This is a genomic window from Mesorhizobium denitrificans, from assembly GCF_003403035.1.
GTDB classification, from domain to species: domain Bacteria; phylum Pseudomonadota; class Alphaproteobacteria; order Rhizobiales; family Rhizobiaceae; genus Mesorhizobium_G; species Mesorhizobium_G denitrificans.
On sequence record NZ_QURN01000005.1, the window covers coordinates 54,436 to 71,128 of the forward strand.

Here is a 16,693-nt window from a genome sequence, read left to right on the forward strand (position 1 = left end):
TCTGAAATTGGACCTATCCGCATGAAATCTCATACGAAAGTTGTCGTCATTGGTGGCGGCGTCGTAGGCTGCTCGGTGCTTTACCATCTCGCAAAAGCGGGCTGGACCGACATCATGTTGATCGAGCGCTCGGAGCTTACCTCCGGCTCCACATGGCATGCGGCAGGCGGATTTCATACGCTGAACGGCGACCCCAACGTCGCCAAGCTCCAGGCCTACACGATCGGCCTGTACAAGGAGCTGGAGGAAGTTTCGGGCCAGTCCTGCGGCTTGCATCTCGTCGGCGGCTTCATGATGGCAGACACGCCGGAGCGCATGGATTTCTTGCGCCTTGCCCATGCCAAGGGCCGCTATCTCGGTATGGATACGGAACTGGTCACGCCCTCCGAGGCGAAAGCCATGTTCCCGCTGATGGACGAAAAGAACTTCGTCGGCGCGCTGTGGGACCCGGTGGAGGGCCATCTCGACCCCTCCGGCACCACGCACGCATACGCCAAGGCCGCGCGCAAGCTCGGCGCGGAAATCGTGCTGCGCAATCCCGTCAGGGAACTCACGCAAGACCCTGATGGCACATGGAATGTCGTCACCGAACAGGGCACGGTCAAAGCCGAGCATGTCGTGAACTGCGGCGGTCTGTGGGCGCGCGAAGTCGGCCGCATGGTCGGCCTTGAGCTTCCCGTGCTGGCAATGGAGCACATGTATTTGCTCACCGAGGACATGCCGGAAGTCATCGAATACAACAAAACGCATGGCCGTGAGATCTGCCACGTCATCGACTTCAAGGGCGAGATTTACACCCGGCAGGAGCGACAGGGCATGTTGCTCGGCACCTACGAAAAGGCGTGCAAGCCGTGGTCGCCGGTCAACACACCGTGGGACTTCGGACACGAGCTGCTCCAGCCCGATATTGACCGCATCGCCCCCTCGCTCGAAATCGGATTCCGGCATTTCCCGGCAATTGAAAAGGCGGGCATCAAGCAGATCATCAACGGCCCCTTCACCTTCGCGCCGGATGGCAACCCCCTCGTTGGCCCGGTTCAGGGCTTGACGAATTACTGGGTGGCCTGCGGCGTCATGGCCGGTTTCAGCCAGGGCGGCGGCGTCGGGCTGGCGCTGTCAAATTGGATGGTTCACGGCGACCCCGGCTTCGATGTGTGGGGCATGGACGTCACCCGCTGGGGCGAGTGGGCCACCCTGCGCTACACCAACGCCAAGGTACGCGAAAACTATTCGCGTCGCTTCTCCATCCGGTTTCCGAATGAGGAGTTGCCCGCCGCGCGCCCAAATCAAACCACGCCGCTCTATGACACGATGGTCGCGCAAAATGCCGTCATGGGCGATAGCTGGGGTCTGGAAACGCCGCTCTGGTTCGCGCCCAAAGGCACCGAGCCCAAGGACATCGTGTCGTTCCATCGCTCGAATGATTTCGAGCATATTGGCAATGAGGTTCGCGCCACGCGCGAAGGCGTCGGCATCACCGAAATCGCCAACTTCGCAAAATATGAAGTCTCCGGTCCGGGCGCTGAAGAATTTCTCAATCGCCTCATGACCAACCGTATGCCGAAAAAAGGCCGCATCGTTCTGACTCCGATGCTGAACGATAATGGCAAGCTGATCGGCGATTTCACCATCGCCAAAACCGGCGACGAAACCTTCATGATCTGGGGCTCTTCCGCGGCGCAGAAATATCACATGCGCTGGTTCGAACAGCACCAGCCGAAGGACGGCTCCGTGCACATTCACCGCTTTGACCAAACGCTCGTCGGCCTTTCCATCGCTGGCCCCAAGGCGCAGGCGCTGCTGCAAAAGCTTGTCGATGAGGATGTTTCCACCGCCTCGTTCAAATTCATGGATCACCGCCAGATGGCTGTGGGCGGCGCGCCGTGCATGATCAACCGCGTCACTTACACCGGCGATCTGGGCTATGAAATCTGGATGGCGCCCGCCTATCAGCGCAAGGTTTACGCCGCGATCAAGACAGCAGGCGAGGAGTTTGGCATTGTCGATTTCGGCATGCGCGCTTTGCTTTCCATGCGTCTGGAAAAGAACTTCCCGACATGGTTCCGCGAACTTCGCCCGATCTACGGGCCGTTCGAAGGCTCGATGGAGCGCTTTATTCGGCTCGACAAAAACGACTTCATCGGCCGCGAAGCTGCCGCGCAGGAAAAGGCCGATGGGCCCAAGCTGCGGCGCGTTTCGTTCGTCGTGGATGCGATCGATGCAGACGTCATGGGCGACGAGCCAATCTGGGCCAAGGTCAGCAAGGATTACGGCACCGTCGCACCATCGCACGGCCACGGCGCAAAGCGCTATGGGTCTGACGGCAAGCCAGCCAAAGGCGACGGCAAGCGCGTCGGCACGGATGGCTCAGGTGTGCTTGGCGCAGTCGATGGCGAGTGGCGCGTCGTTGGCTGGATAACGTCGGGAGGCTACGCGCACTATGTCCAGAAATCGCTGGCGCAGGGCTACTTGCCTACGGAGCTTGCGGGTGACGAAAGCGAAGGCATGTTCGAGATTGAAATTCTCGGTCACCGTCGCCCTGCCCGCATCAACCTCCAGCCGCTTTTCGATCCTGCTGGCGAAAAAATGCGCGGATGAGGGGGTAATCACCGCCACGGCTGCAATGAACGGTCGCATGCATACGCAAGGATGGTCGCGCACACGCCATCGATGTCTTTCAGCACGTCGTCGTTCCAAAACCTCAGTACGAGATATTAGACAATACTAATTAAAATCTCAACGCCTCGCGCAGCGCCTCCACAACCTCAATCGCCGTATCTTTCGCCGAAATATACGGCAGTCCCTTGCGTTTCGCGGTCCAGCCCACCACGACAAGCTCCCTCGCGGGCGGTTCGTATTTTTGCGCCAGATCCCAACTCAGGCAATCGATGGCCGCCACATCGGCGCGTCCATCCGCTACTGCGCGGATCGATCCGCGATGCCCGCCGGTTTCGATCAATTCGCTAAACACGCCGATGTCCTCGCCTACGGCTTCGAGGTCGCGCGTTATGCCGATAATCCCGGACATTGAATCCGGCACATTATAGGCAAAGCGCCGTCCACGCATGAGCTCGACCGGCAACACGGCCTCCGCACCAGCTGGCGCAGCTACTTCGCCGCCCGCAACGTCCGCCCGCCGCATGATTATCGCACTGGAATACAACTCGCCGTCGCCGCCCTCGATCCCGTCATAGCTCGGCTGTCCCAGCACTTGTGCAAATGCATCGAGCCCTTGCTCCATCGGTCCCCAGCAAGTTTGCGAGAACAGCAGGTCGGGCCGCTTCCAAAAATCCAGCAGATCGCCGGTCCGTCGCGAAAGTTCCTGCGGCGCATCGACACCGCGCGCCCGCAGATGATCGCGAAGCGCAGCCCACTGCGCATCCACCTCCCCACGACGCTCCGGCCAGTCATACATCGGCAGTGCCGCGATAACCCCGCTCACGAGCAGCACGCCTGAGCTGAAATCACTCGGCGGGAATCTTTGATGTAGATTGTCCTGCTTGGTCGGCGCGGCGCTTCTCCAGCCATGCGCTTGCGCCGCCGCACTCCGGCGTTGCGCGCAGCACGGGATGCGCCACCGGTTCCTTCGCCCTGAACGCATATGCTTTCAGCATGGCGAGATAATTCGGGAAAACATACCCGTGGTTGAGCCGCACCCATTCGTCCCGTCTCTCCCTGAAAAGCCTCGGCAACTTGTACCACGCAACCGTCGGGCTGGCATGGTGCACAAAGTGCAGATTGTTGTTCAGAAACAGAAAAGACAACGGCGTGCGCTCCACAATCACAGTCCGCCCCTCGGGATTCTCGTCCCATTGGTGTTCGGCAAATGTGCGGATAGCGATCATGGACTGGCCGAGCCAGGCCGGCACCAGAATATAGAGCCAGAAAGGAATTCCAAATCCGTAGATAACAATCGGAACAACGATGGCCAGCCCGGCAAGATGCAACGACCACGCCTGCGCCACCGCCCTGTCTCCTGAGGCGATCAGCTTGACGTCACCGGCCACAAAACCAATGCTCGACAGCCAGGGACCAAGCACAAAGCGACCAACCATCGTATTGTTGATCCTCAACAGCGTTTTCAGCCAGCGCGGCATTGCCTCATGCCGCCACAAAGCCTGATAGTAGCTTTCCGGGTCGTCCATGGGATCTGTCAGTCGCTCATCCGCGTGATGGCGAAGATGCAGCGTCTTGAACCGGCGATACGGCCACACCAAACCAATCGGCAGGAACACGCAAGCTTCATTCAGCAGCGCGTTGCGGGTCGGATGGCCGTGCAACACCTCATGCGTAATCGAGGAATGCAGCGCAACTGCCACGCCCATCAAGAGCAAGGCGAAAACTGGATAGGCTGGCCAGATGAAAAGTCCCGCAAAGGCCCACAGGCCATAGCACAAGATAACCAAAAATACGGTCGGCCATTCGACCCTGGATTTTCTGCTGCTGCGCGGTTTGTCTAACATGCAAGTGTGTTTCTGGATGATGCTGACATAAGGCTGTCACCAGATCGTGCGCACTTCAACGATACAATGCGCACAATACGATTATATTGCACACAATAATTCTCATATGTTATGTTAAGTAAACATAGACGTTCGTTGACAGCAGGATGACATGGACAAGCGCGACGTTTCGGCTCTGTTCAGAGAGCGGCTAAAGGCGCTGCTGCTGCGCTCCGGTTTGAATCAATCCACCTTTGCGGGAACCATCGGGATAGACCGCTCCGCCCTGTCGCAAATTCTGTCGGGTGCGACCACGCGCCTGCCCCGTGCGGAAACGTTGATGACCATCGCAGACCGGCACAAGGTTTCGCTCGATTGGCTGCTCGGTCTTTCGCAAGATGAGGTCGTCACGGGTGAAATCCGGGACATGATGGAAATCGAGGAAGGCGTTTCCGGCTATGGCGAGTCCTTCATGGCGCGCTGGTATGCCGAAGCCGCGGGCATGAAGGTTCGCTACGTTCCAGCAGGCATCCCGGACCTTCTGCGCACGCAGGAGCTTGTCGATTACGAGGCGGGCATCAGCCATCGCGATGCCGAAGCGCAGGCCAATGAGGCCCGCAACCGCATCGACTATAATCGCAGGCCGGAAACGGACATGGAAGCCTGTATGCCACGGCATACGCTTGAGATTTTCGCGCGAGGTCGCGGCATATGGAGCGGCTTCCCCGCGGCGCAGCGCCGCCGCCAGTTGCTGCACATGGCCACCCTGCTTGAAGAACTATATCCCGCCTTCCGCCTCATCCTCTATGATGGAAGGCAGCGCTACTCCGTTCCCTATACGATTTTTGGCTCACTTCGCGCTGCGATCTATGTCGGCGACATGTATCTCGTGCTGAACGCGCCAACACCCATCTCGATGCTTACCCGCCATTTCGATAATCTGATCCGCGCCGCCGTCGTTCATGCACACGACACCGCCTCATACGCGCGCAATCTCGCATCTATGGTCGTTGACGAGACATAAAGAGTTCTTTATATCTTTATCCAGAATCCCATTCAAAGGCTCATCCAATGACGGCGAATCCAATCGACGCCCTGCTCGCTGAAAAAGGCGTACTCCTTGCAGACGGTGCAACCGGCACCAACCTTTTCGCGATGGGCCTTGAAGCAGGCGAAGCGCCGGAGCTTTTGCTCGAAACTGCGCCGGAAACCATTGCCCAGTTGCACCAGCGTTTCGTTGATGCGGGTGCGGATATCATCCTCACAAACTCTTTCGGCGGCACGCGTCATCGCCTTAAGCTTCACCATGCGCAGAACCGCGTATTTGAATTGAACAAAAAGGCAGCGGAAGTCGCCCGCTCAGTGGCGGACAATGCGGGCCGCAAGGTCATCGTCGCGGGGTCGGTCGGCCCAACCGGCGAATTGCTGATCCCGCTCGGCGCACTCAGCTATGAGGATGCCGTCGCAGCGTTTGTCGAACAGATCGAAGGTCTGAAAGCAGGCGGCGCTGAGGTCGCGTGGATTGAAACAATGTCCGCGCCGGAAGAAATCCGCGCAGCGGCAGAAGCCGCCATCAAAGTCGGTCTGCCCTACACCTACACCGGCTCGTTCGACACCGCTGGCCGCACCATGATGGGCCTGCTGCCGAAGGATATTCACGGCGTTGCGGAAGGTCTTGCCGAAGCGCCAGTCGCCGTTGGCGCAAATTGCGGCGTTGGCGCATCCGACATTCTCGCCTCGCTGCTCGACATGACCGCAGCGAAGTCCGACGCGACTGTCATCGTCAAAGGCAATTGCGGCATACCGGAGTTTCGCGGCACCGAGATCCACTATTCGGGCACGCCGGAATTGATGTCCGACTATGTTCGGCTGGCTGTGGATGCGGGTGCAAAAATCATCGGCGGCTGTTGCGGCACATCATTCCTGCATCTGGCCGCGATGCGCCAGGCGCTCGACGGTCACAAGCAGCCGAAAGCGCGCCCCACGATTGAAACGATCGTGGAGCGCATAGGCCCGCTTCGCAACAAGGCTGCGAGCGAAACGACAAGCGGCGAGCCTCGCCGCCGCCGTCGCGGCTAATTAAAGCTCGTCTATTTCCTTGCGGGCACGGCGCAGAATTTCCAGCGCCTTGCCTGCCTTGGCCGTATCGAGCGAACCCTCGCGCATCCGCCCGAACAGCGACCATTTTAGCGCGCGCATTTCCTCGCCGAGAGCCACGCCGCTCACGTCTGCCGAAGCCTCATCGATCTGCGCGTTGATCCGCGCCAATTCTTCGGCGTGCTCCGCCAGAAACGCTCTACCCTCATCCGTGATGGAATAGAGCCGCTTGTTGCCTTCCGCATCGGAGCGCACGAGATCGGCCTCTTCCAGCATTTGCAACATCGGGTAGATCGCGCCGGGGCTTGGGCTATATGCTCCCTGGAATTTCGTCTCCAGCGCCTTGATGATGTCGTAGCCGTGGCGCGGCTCTTCCGCGATCAGGCCCAGAACGACCAAGCGCAGCGCGCCGCTGTCGAACATCCGGCGTCCGCGACCGCCAAACGGTCCGTCGCCATGCCGTCCGAACGGACCACCGCGTCCACCACGGCCGCCGAACGGTCCGCCAAATCCGCGCCCGCGACCAGCCATTTTCCAGCCGCCGCACTCATTGTGATGATGATGTTTATGACCAAACATTGCATTTCCTTTCGATATATCTTTCATGCGATATATCTACGCAACGATATATCTTTTGCAAGAGGCACGTGCAAAAAAGATTGGCCGGCGGTTTCCCGCCAGCCAACGAAACTGCAATCGCCTTTATTCAAATCGCGGAACGGTCAGTCGCGATGCTTCTGCGCCAACACTTCCATGCCAAGTCGATATCGCGCGCTGATTCCGTAACGAACCGGCGTAAACCCGCAATGCTTCAACAGTTCATAGAGCCGCACTCTACCGAAACTGTGATAGTGCTCCAGCTCCCCCCAGTAAGGATTGGCTTTTTGGCCATCCAGTATCCGCCACGCAAAGCTATCGATATTGGGCGTGGAAATCAGCAGAATGCCATCCTGGTCAAGAAGCCTGTTCGCCGCCTTCAACGCCTCGGCGGGATAAGGGATGTGCTCCAGAACATCCGCCATGCTGATTACGGAGCACGGCTCGTCCAGTTTCAGTTCGGCAATATCCCCGCAGAACGAGCGCACGCCAAGGTTAGCCAACGCTTGTACATTTTCCTCACGCAGGTCGATTCCTACCGGATCGAATCCATATTCGTGCGCCGTCAGCAAAAGTGCCCCGTCACCAAATCCTACGTCGAGCCAGGTGCCACTGGATGCGTATGGCAGCACCTTATCGACCATCTTGGAGGCGATATATCTCTTGCGCTCGAAATCGTGCCCGATCGTTTGGTGCTCATTCGCTTTTGAGAAAATGAGGTTGCAACATTCGTCCGTGTAATAGCCTTCGGTGAAAATGTGGCCGCAATCATCGCAGCGCAGCCAGTGCAGCGTCGAACTTAGCGCCGGATTGTAGAGCGGGTGGATGCTGCAGTCAGCGAGTACATACAGTTGCGCCGCCCTTGAAGCGCAAAGCGGGCAACCTTCGTATTTTATACGTTCCTGCATCAAAAAATTCCGGAGCAAAAAAGGCCTATATACTCTTATTAAACATTCGAAATATATAAATAAAGAATTGTTTGTTATTTTAAATTGGCCGGCGGTTTCCCGCCGGCCAGCCACCCTGCCCGAAAACTTTGCTTACTGCGCCTTGGAACCGCCCATCGCATCCGCCAGTCGCACCAGCGAAAGGAACTCTGTGCGATAGCCGAATGGATCGTCGCCCCGCGCGCTCGACGCCATCTTCTCGATCTGGTCGAAGCTGAAATTTCTCACTTCGCTGGCATGCCGCAGCTTTTGCCCAAACGCCGCCACAGCCACCGAAAACCGCTGGTCTGTCCCGGCCGCATCAAAGCTCGCCACCTCGTTGGCTTGCGTCACTGGCGTAGTGATAAGCTTCGACACATCGCCATCCGGCTGCTTGTAGCGCAGCTTCACGAACGCGAATTCTCCGTTGCCCACCTCGCTATCCGCCTCCGCCTTGCCATAGCGCAGCGCATCCACCTGCTCGGCCGGGCTGCCCTTCGGCGTAATCTCATAGATCGCCGTCACCGCGTGGCCGGAACCGATTTCGCCCGCATCCACCGCGTCATTGTTGAAATCCTCGCGAGCCAATGCGCGTGTCTCATAGCCGATGAGCCTGTATTCCGAGACTGTGTTCGGATTGAACTCCACCTGAATTTTCACGTCCTTGGCGATAGGGAAAAGCGTCGATGACGCATCTTCCACCAGCACCTTCTCGGCCTCCTGCAAGGTGTCGATATAGGCGGCAGTACCGTTGCCGTTCTGCGCCAGCGCCTGCATCATCTGGTCGTTCAAATTGCCGCGCCCGAAACCAAGGACCGAGAGGAAAACACCGCTGTCGCGCTTTTCCTCAACCAGCCGCGTCAGGCTGCCGTCATCCGTCTGGCCAACGTTGAAGTCACCATCTGTCGCCAGCATTATGCGGTTGACGCCACCCTTGACGAACGAGCTTTGCGCGAGCCGATAGGCTTCGCGGATGCCTGCCTCGCCCGCCGTCGAGCCACCCGGCGTCAGCGCCTCCACGGCGTTGAGTATCTTCGCCTTGTCGGAAACTTTGGTCGGCTCCAGCACAGTTCCCGCCTCCCCTGCATAGGTCACGATGGAAACCGTATCGCCGGGCTGCAGTTTGTTGACGAGCATACGCATGGCCGCGCGCAGCAGCGGCAGCTTGTCGGGTTCGTTCATTGAGCCGGAAACGTCGATCAGGAACACCAGATTGGCCTTTGGCTGCTCGACCGGTTTCACGTCATAGCCTTTGATAGCGACGTGCAGCAGCTTGGTGCCATTGTTCCAAGGTGTCGGCATCACCGTCACCGTCGTGTTGAACGGCGTCGCCGCGCTGTCCGGGCCTTTCCAGTCATAGGGGAAATAGTTGATCATTTCCTCGACCCGAACCGTATCGGGCTGCGGCAATTGCCCTTCCTTCAGCGCACGGCGAACATAGGCATAGGAAGCCGTATCTGAATCGATGGAGAACGTCGAAACAGGCGATTCCGCCACCACTTTCAGCGGGTTCGTATCAAAGCTTTGCACCCGGTCGCTGCTGGTTTCTTCTGCGACAACCACATCCTGCAGCGCAGACACCGGCGCGACGGCAGGCTGCTGCGCAACCATCTTGCGTTCGCGCTTGTCCATAACACCGGACGCCTCGGATGCTTGCGCCTGCCTGCGAACTTCTTGCTGCATCTGGCTCATATCATAGGCGGCGGCTACACCTGCATCCGACTCTACCGCTGGCTCTGGCGCTGGCACTGGCACCGGCTCTGGCGCATAGGCGGGTGTCGCCGCCACCGGAGCGCTTTCCAGCGCGATTGGATTTTCCTTCATCAAATAGAAGGCCGTGTATCCGGCCAGCGGCAGCGCCAATATTCCCGCCAGCGCAGATGTCGAAAGTAATTTGCGGTCCATGATCTTGCCCCACAGGTTCAGTATCCGGTGGGTAAGACGCGGTTGGGCAGCTATTCCTTGGGTCTGGTGTTGGACTTTTTCCTGCGCAAACGCGTGCATCGCCGCGGCGACAGCACTTTCCCGCGCAGCCGGGCGCGGAGCCGGAATGTCGAGTTTTGCCAATCGGCCGAGTGTGTGGTCGTCGGTCATCGTCAAACTTCCCCGGCCGCGCGCATCAGCGTCTTCAGCCGTTTCTTCGCCTCGTGGATGTGCCAGGAGACGGTTGCTTCTGAAATTCCCATCACGTCGGCGGCGCGCGCGTGCGAAAGCTCTTCGCCATAGACGAGCAGGACCGCGTCGCGCTGTTTGTCAGAAAGTTGCCGCACCGCCTGCCAAAGCTCGTCTGCGGGGTCATGCGTTTCCGCTGGTTCCACGGAAGCGGCGCTCAGAGCGTGAGCCCGGTAGGCATCGTTGCGCATCTCTTCCCGCACAGATCTGCGCCGCAGATCGCGAGCCGCATTAAGCGTCATTGAATAAAGCCAGGTCGTGAATGCAGATCCTCCACGATAACTTTCAATCGCGCGTGCCAGCCGCACACAAACGTCCTGCGCAACATCTTCTGCATCGGCCTGCCGCCCGCACCAGCGAAAAGCCACCCGATAAATAAAGTCGTAATAGCGCCCGACCAATTGGCCAAAAGCGGCGCTATCCCCTTGCCGGGCAAGACTTATCAGCTCTGCGTCCCCAGTTTTCACGCGATGCGCAATCCCGTTTCTTCACTCGCTTTGACGTGAAAGAATGGCCAATCCTTGGGTGAAAAACAGAAAATATTTCGCACACGAAAGAGGCCGCAAAATATTAACGATCCGGTAACAAATTGTGTTTTGCCACATCTCGGCCACATTTCACCCGGATTAAAACTCTCCGGTCTGGTCGGGCCACCACGCGTATCTTTTTTGTTCTTGTAGGACGCGATGCAGTTTCGATTCAGTACATATGTCGGCAACAAGTCCGGCAAGGCGCTCGTGTCGTGAGCGACGCAAAAACCACCCTTCTGGTGCTCGGTGCCGGTTGCGCTGCGATGGTAGGCATTGCTGCGGCTGTCGTTTCCGCAGGCTCCTTCTTCTCGGATTTGCCAACCACAAGCGCACAAGCGGCGGTTTTTCAGTTGCCCGCGCACAAGGTCAAGACTGTAGCCATCTCCGAAGAGCCCGCCGATAAGGGTGCCGCAGTCACACAGCAGACAGACCGCGCACCCACGGCATCGGTTAAGGCCTCGCCTCAAGAGAGCGCCGCGCTGCACGGCGCAAATCCACGCTGGGCGCGCGAAGCCGCCGTAAATACGGACGCTTCGGCCCAAAAGCGCGCGCTGCTTGCAGCATATGCTGATGATGACAGCAATTCCGGCAATCTGGCTCAGGATGCGTCGAGCGCGAACGATCCGTTTGCGATGATCGTAACGCCAGATGAAAATTCTGAGCCCACAGTCGATCTTGCGGCAACGGTGCCTCATGTTCCTCTGGCCGCACCTCGCGCAGAGCGCGCGCGTGAGCCTGTCGATAATGACCCGGCTCCAGCAAAAGCGGCAACGACGGGCCGCGCGCTGACGGGCAACACCGCGCTTAACGAAGCCGCAAACATGCGCGCCGCGCCACGCAGCGGGTCAAAGGTAATCCTTGTCGTGCCGGATGGCGCGCGCGTTTCCATCGCTCCCGGTTGCGAGCAATGGTGCGAAATTTCGTATAATGGTCAGCGCGGCTTTGTTTATAAAGACTTCATAGGCAGTGGACGGGCCGCGGCAGCATCAAAGCCCCGCGCCAGGACCGACGCGGCGAGCACGGAGCCATTGGATAAGGCCATCTACGGCGATTCCAACTTCATCAGTTCTGGCGGACAGTCCAAGAACTCGTCTGATGATGAGAAAACGGCTGCGGACACCACGACACCGGCGGCAAAAAAACCGGTAGCCGAACCATCCATGCGTTAACGCACAAAAGCGTCCATAAAGAATTGCTGGACTGCGCGCGGATAGCGAAACTTCGTGCCATACGGACAAGCGTTGCGATCCATACATCCGCCCAATCGACAGTCCGCGCCTGCTGGGCTCCTCACGTGCTGCAAACACCGCTGATAGGCAAATCCAGTCGCTTGATGTGCATGAACCGGGCAAGCCTTCAGACAGGGCTTCTCAACACATAGGTCGCAAAGATGCTCGGTGGCTACCTGCCCGTCATCCGGCAATTCGGCATTAAGAAGCAGTGCGCCGCGATACGCGTGCCATAGGCCATATTCGGGATGCATGAGAATTCCGAGGGGCGAAGCGCGTAAACCCTCCGCGCGCATCGCCCATTGCTGAAATGGCAGAAATGGCCGGTCATTTGGCAGCACGGCCCGCGCGCCGATCAGCGCACCGGCAGCGCCAATCACCTCGCGCGACCACTCATCCAGCGGATTTTCTGTTCGCCTCGCCTGCGCTGAGTACCATTGCTGAAAATGCGGCCAGAACCCAGCACCCACATTGCCAACCAGCAAAACCGCCTTTGCCGGCTGGCCTGACGCGCCATGCGGCGCATCATCGTCCATCCCGAAATTGATCCCACCTCGAAGGCTCAGGCCCTGCCGTTCAAGAAATTCGGCAAGCACCTTCATCACTGGCGGAATGCGCTCCGCCAGACGTCCTTGTGAATCAGACCAGCCACTTTAGCCCGGCTGGATTCGGGCTCCTTTCAAGTGAAGGCGTCGGGCATCGACTCTTTCTTCTTGGTGATGAACGCGTTCAGCGCTTCATCGATGCCAGCGTCGAGATGCGGCGCTTCATAGGCTTCCAACCAGCGCCGCGCGAGTTCGTTTGCACGCTGCGGGGCGGTCTTCTGGCCTTCCGCCAGCCATTGCTCATACGAATTGTTGTCAGCAATGGACGAGCGGTAAAACGCTGTCTGGAAATTCGCCTGCGTATGTGTGCAGCCGAGGTAATGGCTCCCCGGCCCTACCTCGCGGATCGCGTCCATCGCCTGCCCGTTCTCGGAAAGATCGACGCCCTCCGCAAACTTCTGCTGCATACCGAGCTGGTCGACATCCATCATGAACTTTTCGTAGCAGGACGCCAGTCCGCCTTCGAGCCAGCCTGCCGAGTGCAGCACGAAGTTTGTACCTGCCAGAATGGTCGAGTTCAGCGTATTCGCGCTTTCATATGCTGCCTGCGCATCCGGCACTTTCGAAGCACAAAGCGAACCGCCGGTACGGAACGGCAGGCCCAGCCTGCGGGCAAGTTGCGCTGCGCCGTAAGACACCAGCGAAGGCTCCGGCGTGCCGAATGTCGGCGCACCCGACTGCATGGAAATCGACGACGCAAATGTGCCGAAAAGCACTGGCGCGCCGGGCCGGATCAGCTGTGTCAGCGCAGCGCCCGCCAGCACTTCAGCCAGCACCTGCGTCAGCGTACCCGTAACTGTCACCGGGCTCATCGCACCCGCCAAAATGAAAGGCGTCACGATGCAGGCTTGGTTGTTGCGCGCATAAACCTTCAGCGCGCCGAGCATCGTTTCGTCAAACACCATCGGCGAATTGGCGTTGATGAGGCTGGTCAGCACGGTGTTGTTCTGCACGAACTCATCACCGAACAGGATCTTGCACATCTCGACCGTGTCTTCCGCGCGCTCCGGCGCAGTCACCGAGCCCATGAACGGCTTGTCGGAATAGCGAATGTGCGAATACACCATATCCAGATGGCGCTTGTTCACCGGCACATCGACTGGCTCGCAAACCGTGCCGCCCGAATGGTGGATCGACGGCGCCATATAGGCCAGCTTCACGAAATTGCGGAAATCCTCGATCGTCGCATAGCGGCGATTGCCTTCCAGATCGCGCACGAATGGTGGGCCATAAACCGGCGCAAACACCGTTCCCTTGCCACCGATCTCCACCGAGCGTTCGGGATTGCGCGCGTGTTGTGTGTAGGTCGACGGCGCGGTCTTGAGCAACGAGCGCGGCAGCCCCTTGGGGAAATGCACGCGCTCGCCCTTGACGTCGGCTCCCGCATCCTTCCAGAGCTTCAGCGCCTCCGCATCGTCGCGAAACTCAATGCCGATTTCTTCCAGCACCGTGTCCGCGTTCTTCTCGATCAGCGCCAGACCTTCCTCGTCCAGCACCTCATAGACCGGGATCTTGCGCTTGATGTAGGTCAGCTGCGTGCCGGGGCCGCTTCCGCCGCGCGCAGCGCGTCGCGCCGCAGCGCCGCCGCCGCGATCTGCCCTGCCTCTACGGCCTCCTGTAGCCGCTTCCGCTTCGACCGGCAGATTGTCGTCCATGATATTGCTCCTCGCCAGGCTGTTCGCGCCGCTTTCCGATTGTTCGGGCCGATTGTTCGGGATCGTAGTCAAGCACGCTAATCGAAACGGCCCGACAGCGCCAAGCCCTATCTCAATATCGACAAGCAAAGCGTGGATTCTTCAGTCGCTTTCCTTTTGCGTTAGGTCGCAAATCGGCTATGGGAAATTAACTTGGGCGCGGTAATTTCGCATCCATCGCAATTGCCCTAAAAAGGGCTGAGCCATTCGCTGCAGGAGCCACTCATGTCGGACGACGAAATTATCCTCTCCGAACTTTCGGACGACGAACTTGTCCAGCAGATGCATGACGACCTGTATGACGGGTTGAAGGAAGAGATCGAGGAAGGCACGCATATCCTGCTCGAGCGCGGCTGGGAGCCCTATAAGGTGCTCACTGAAGCGCTTGTCGAGGGCATGCGCATCGTCGGTGAAGATTTCCGAGACGGCATTCTGTTTGTGCCGGAAGTGCTCCTCTCGGCCAACGCGATGAAGGCCGGCATGGCGATCCTGCGTCCGCTTCTGGCGGCCACTAACGCACCAAAGCAAGGCAAGCTGGTTATTGGCACAGTCAAGGGCGACATTCATGACATCGGCAAGAACCTCGTCGGCATGATGATGGAAGGCGCTGGATTCGATGTTGTCGATCTCGGCATCAACAACCCGGTCGAGAACTATCTCGCCGCGATTGAAGAGCACCAGCCGGACATCATCGGCATGTCTGCGCTGCTCACCACCACGATGCCTTACATGAAGGTGGTTATCGACACGATGAAGGAAAAAGGCATTCGCGACGATTTTGTCGTGCTGGTCGGCGGCGCGCCGCTAAACGAGGAGTTCGGCAAGGCTGTCGGCGCAGATGCCTATTGCCGAGACGCTGCCGTGGCCGTCGAAACCGCCAAGGAATTTATGAAACGCCGCCATAACGTGCGGGCTTAAATGCAAAAGGCCGCGCGAAGCGCGGCCTTTAACTATGCTCAGCCGTAGCCTACTCGATCGTATCCTCAACGGCCTGGCCGGTTTGTTTCACATCCTTGCCGACGCCACGTACGGTGTTGGCGCATGCGGAGGCGAAAAGGGCCACTGTGAGGATTGCAACCGGGGCAAGTCGTGACAGTTTCATGGACGATGTCTCCCTCATTGGATAGGTTCGGCGGTTAGAAAACGCGAAGGGAGCCTGTTGGTTCCAATGACTCGAAAAGCCAAAAAAGAACCTCACGAAAAGCTGCTGGTCATTGCCTGCGGCATGATTGCGCGCGAAGTGCTGGCGGTTAAGTCCCAGCTTGGCCTGGACCATCTGGAACTCACCTGTCTGCCCGCCGAATTTCACTTTTACCCGGACCGCATCGCGCCAGCGATGGACGAAGCCATCGCCAAAGCCAAGGGCGAGGGCTACGACCGAATCTTCGTTGGTTATGCGGATTGCGGAACCGGCGGTGGGCTCGACATTATTTGCCAAAAACATGGCGTGGAGCGCATGGACGGCCCTCATTGCTTCGCGTTCTATCAGGGAACTGCACAATTCATGGCCTCCGGCGAGGCAGACATGCTCGCCTTTTACATGACCGATTTTCTCTGCCGCCAGTTCGATGCCTTCTTCATCCGACCGCTGGGGCTGGATCGGCACCCCGAACTCATTCCTGACTATTTCGGCAATTATGAAAAGCTGATCTATCTGGCGCAAACAGACGATCCTGCGCTGGATGAGGTGGCCGAAGGCGCAGCAAAACTGCTCGGCCTGACCTATGAACGCCGCTCGACGGGCTATGGCGACCTCACCCCTTCCCTCGCCCATCAAGCCGGGATGACCAAATGAAAAAACGCTCCGCTGCTGTTGCCTTTCTCGGTCTGCTCGCCATCTGCGGCAGCGCGTTCGCGACAGGCACCATCCTGTCCACAATCACGCCAGCGGACCAGAAGCGCCTCGACAATTATGAAAAAACGCGGGCTGCCGCCATTGCCGAAGCCAAGGCGGGTGGCGATTCCGGAGAGTTTGCGGGCGTAGAGAAATTGCTCAACGCAAAGCAGCTTGAGTTTTCCGGCATGAAGCTGACCGGAAATTGGCGCTGCCGCGTGGTCAAGCTTGGCGAGAATCTGCCGCTCGTCGTCTATGGCTGGTTCAAGTGCAAAGTCACCGATGACGGCTCGGGCTGGCAGTTGGAAAAGCGCACCGGCTCGCAGCGCACAAAGGGTCGCTTTTTCGATGACGGCCCCACCCGCCTCACCTACCTCGGCGTGGGCTATATCGACGGCGATACGCCCCCGGCATACGGCGCAGGACCAAAGTCGGATCAGGTTGGCTACGCCTTCCGCACCGGAAAGGATAGCTGGCGCATCGAGTTCCCAGAGCCCTATTATGAGTCGAAACTGGACATACTTGAACTGCGGCGGTGAATTGCTTTGATCGGTTTGATTTGCATCA

The 16,693-nt window shown here is 58.7% G+C and carries 17 protein-coding genes; 7 read left to right on the forward strand and 10 right to left on the reverse strand.

From position 1 onward, the window contains the following. Positions 1-21: 21 nt before the first annotated feature. Positions 22-2,598, forward strand: coding sequence for a GcvT family protein (locus DY251_RS07125; protein ID WP_116623195.1), 2,577 nt, complete (start codon positions 22-24; stop codon positions 2,596-2,598). Between the two features lie 8 nt (positions 2,599-2,606). Here the strand turns inward: DY251_RS07125 and DY251_RS07130 are convergent, their stop codons facing one another. From DY251_RS07130 to DY251_RS07140, 3 genes are read right to left on the reverse strand one after another with little or no spacing between them, the layout of a single operon-like run. Then, positions 2,607-2,705, reverse strand: a complete 99-nt coding sequence (locus tag DY251_RS07130) for a hypothetical protein (protein ID WP_116623445.1) — start codon at positions 2,703-2,705, stop codon at positions 2,607-2,609. A gap of 23 nt (positions 2,706-2,728) precedes the next feature. Further along, positions 2,729-3,442, reverse strand: a complete 714-nt coding sequence (locus tag DY251_RS07135) for a phosphate/phosphite/phosphonate ABC transporter substrate-binding protein (RefSeq protein ID WP_116623446.1) — start codon at positions 3,440-3,442, stop codon at positions 2,729-2,731. A 22-nt stretch (positions 3,443-3,464) separates the two neighbouring features. Further along, entirely contained in the window at positions 3,465-4,463 is a 999-nt protein-coding gene (locus DY251_RS07140; protein ID WP_116623196.1) for a fatty acid desaturase, read from the reverse strand. A gap of 151 nt (positions 4,464-4,614) precedes the next feature. Here DY251_RS07140 and DY251_RS07145 point away from each other — a divergent pair, with 151 nt between their 5' ends. Together DY251_RS07145 and bmt are read left to right on the forward strand one after the other, a co-directional pair. Continuing rightward, entirely contained in the window at positions 4,615-5,466 is an 852-nt protein-coding gene (locus DY251_RS07145) for a helix-turn-helix domain-containing protein (RefSeq protein WP_116623197.1), read from the forward strand. 47 nt (positions 5,467-5,513) lie between these two features. Next, complete coding sequence (gene bmt, locus DY251_RS07150) at positions 5,514-6,521, forward strand: betaine--homocysteine S-methyltransferase (RefSeq protein WP_116623198.1); 1,008 nt, start codon at positions 5,514-5,516, stop codon at positions 6,519-6,521. On the opposite strand, the gene DY251_RS07155 is transcribed toward bmt, so the two are convergent. The 4 genes from DY251_RS07155 to DY251_RS07170 all read right to left on the reverse strand — a co-directional run bounded on the left by DY251_RS07155 (position 6,522) and on the right by DY251_RS07170 (position 10,701). Beyond that, positions 6,522-7,118, reverse strand: a complete 597-nt coding sequence (locus tag DY251_RS07155; RefSeq protein WP_116623447.1) for a PadR family transcriptional regulator — start codon at positions 7,116-7,118, stop codon at positions 6,522-6,524. It abuts the gene before it with no gap. Positions 7,119-7,261: 143 nt separating this feature from the next. Next, positions 7,262-8,044: a class I SAM-dependent methyltransferase gene (locus DY251_RS07160; RefSeq protein WP_199498800.1), complete on the reverse strand. Its 783-nt coding sequence runs from the start codon at positions 8,042-8,044 to the stop codon at positions 7,262-7,264. 132 nt (positions 8,045-8,176) lie between these two features. After that, positions 8,177-10,156: a vWA domain-containing protein gene (locus DY251_RS07165; protein ID WP_116623199.1), complete on the reverse strand. Its 1,980-nt coding sequence runs from the start codon at positions 10,154-10,156 to the stop codon at positions 8,177-8,179. A 2-nt stretch (positions 10,157-10,158) separates the two neighbouring features. Next, positions 10,159-10,701, reverse strand: a complete 543-nt coding sequence (locus tag DY251_RS07170; RefSeq protein ID WP_170971325.1) for an RNA polymerase sigma factor — start codon at positions 10,699-10,701, stop codon at positions 10,159-10,161. A gap of 275 nt (positions 10,702-10,976) precedes the next feature. Here DY251_RS07170 and DY251_RS07175 point away from each other — a divergent pair, with 275 nt between their 5' ends. Continuing rightward, the gene (locus tag DY251_RS07175) at positions 10,977-11,933 is read left to right on the forward strand and encodes an SH3 domain-containing protein (protein ID WP_116623201.1); all 957 of its coding nucleotides are present in this window, start codon (positions 10,977-10,979) and stop codon (positions 11,931-11,933) included. Here DY251_RS07175 and DY251_RS07180 read toward each other — a convergent pair. Both DY251_RS07180 and DY251_RS07185 read right to left on the reverse strand, forming a co-directional pair. Further along, positions 11,930-12,595, reverse strand: coding sequence for a hypothetical protein (locus DY251_RS07180; protein ID WP_116623202.1), 666 nt, complete (start codon positions 12,593-12,595; stop codon positions 11,930-11,932). The genes DY251_RS07175 and DY251_RS07180 overlap by 4 nt on opposite strands. Positions 12,596-12,672: 77 nt before the next feature. Further along, positions 12,673-14,253, reverse strand: coding sequence for a trimethylamine methyltransferase family protein (locus tag DY251_RS07185; RefSeq protein ID WP_116623203.1), 1,581 nt, complete (start codon positions 14,251-14,253; stop codon positions 12,673-12,675). 264 nt (positions 14,254-14,517) lie between these two features. Between DY251_RS07185 and DY251_RS07190 the strand changes: the two genes are divergently transcribed. Further along, the gene (locus DY251_RS07190) at positions 14,518-15,210 is read left to right on the forward strand and encodes a corrinoid protein (protein WP_116623204.1); all 693 of its coding nucleotides are present in this window, start codon (positions 14,518-14,520) and stop codon (positions 15,208-15,210) included. Positions 15,211-15,259: 49 nt separating this feature from the next. On the opposite strand, the gene DY251_RS07195 is transcribed toward DY251_RS07190, so the two are convergent. Next, the gene (locus DY251_RS07195; protein WP_116623205.1) at positions 15,260-15,394 is read right to left on the reverse strand and encodes an entericidin A/B family lipoprotein; all 135 of its coding nucleotides are present in this window, start codon (positions 15,392-15,394) and stop codon (positions 15,260-15,262) included. 66 nt (positions 15,395-15,460) lie between these two features. Between DY251_RS07195 and DY251_RS07200 the strand changes: the two genes are divergently transcribed. Together DY251_RS07200 and DY251_RS07205 are read left to right on the forward strand one after the other, a co-directional pair. Next, positions 15,461-16,087 (forward strand): DUF1638 domain-containing protein, encoded by a 627-nt coding sequence (locus DY251_RS07200; RefSeq protein ID WP_116623206.1) that lies wholly within the window; start codon positions 15,461-15,463, stop codon positions 16,085-16,087. Next, positions 16,084-16,665, forward strand: coding sequence for a DUF4893 domain-containing protein (locus DY251_RS07205; protein ID WP_116623207.1), 582 nt, complete (start codon positions 16,084-16,086; stop codon positions 16,663-16,665). Before DY251_RS07200 ends, DY251_RS07205 begins: the two co-directional genes overlap by 4 nt. The last annotated feature ends 28 nt before the right edge of the window (positions 16,666-16,693 follow it).